At 65.9% G+C, this 880-nt stretch carries 1 protein-coding gene; it reads left to right on the top strand.

Annotation, left to right across the window (positions count from 1 at the left end):
- Window positions 1-161 precede the first annotated feature (161 nt).
- On the top strand, window positions 162-880 hold a 719-nt coding region (locus V6U86_RS33285; RefSeq protein ID WP_442935046.1), incomplete at its 3' end, for an Arm DNA-binding domain-containing protein.

The following is an 880-nucleotide window of genomic DNA, read 5'->3' as shown; positions in this document are numbered from 1 at the left end:
CTGGGGGTCAAGGGGTCGTCGGTTCGAATCCGGCCGTCCCGACTGGTATTCACCAGCGGATATAGAAGATCATGTGTGATCTTGCGGTAACGCTGGCGGTAACGGAGATCGCTTAACGTGGGTTGCATCCCTCGATCCCGTTACCGCGGAGGTGCAGCCGTATGGCTGTCTACAACTACCGCATCGCCAACGGCCAGACCCGCTGGTTCTTCATCATCGACCTCCCGCCCGACGCCAACGGGCGGCGCCGCCAGCACAAGCGGCAGGGGTTCCCTAGCCAGGCCGCCGCTCTGAAGGCGGAGCAGGACGCTCGCGCCGCCTACGGTGGAGCGGACCTCGGGGCCGACGGCACCGTCGCTGCCGAGTTGGAGAGCTGGCTCAACGAGCGCGAGCTGGATGTTCAGGAGACGACGCTCAGCAACTACCGGGACATCATGCGCTGCTACGTGGTGCCGCACATCGGCGCGCGGCAGCTCTACGCCCTCGACAAGCGAGTGATCCACGAGCTGTACAAGAAGCTGCTGAAGAGCGGTGGCAAGAACGGCGGCCCGCTGTCGTCGACCACCGTCCGGATCGTGCACCGGGTCCTGATGAAGGCGTTGAGCGACCTCGGGGTCAACGTCGACGGTGTGCGGCAACCTCGGCAGGTCGAGCGGGAGACGATGGGGCGTAAGGGCGTCTGGACGCCCGCGCAGTCAGCGAAGTTCCTCAAGCACCACGCCGACCACCGGCTACGTGCCGCCTGGGTCCTGGCGATCGTCGTCGGCACTCGACGTGGAGAGCTGGCCGGTCTCAAGTGGCCGCGCGTGGATCTCGATCGCGGCGTCTTGCTGCTGCACTGGCAGCGCACCACGACCAGCAACGGCGTGGTCGAGAAGTC

Source organism: Micromonospora sp. CPCC 205558, from assembly GCF_036902955.1.
Classification (GTDB): domain Bacteria; phylum Actinomycetota; class Actinomycetes; order Mycobacteriales; family Micromonosporaceae; genus Micromonospora.
This window is presented reverse-complemented; position numbering and strand designations above follow the sequence as displayed.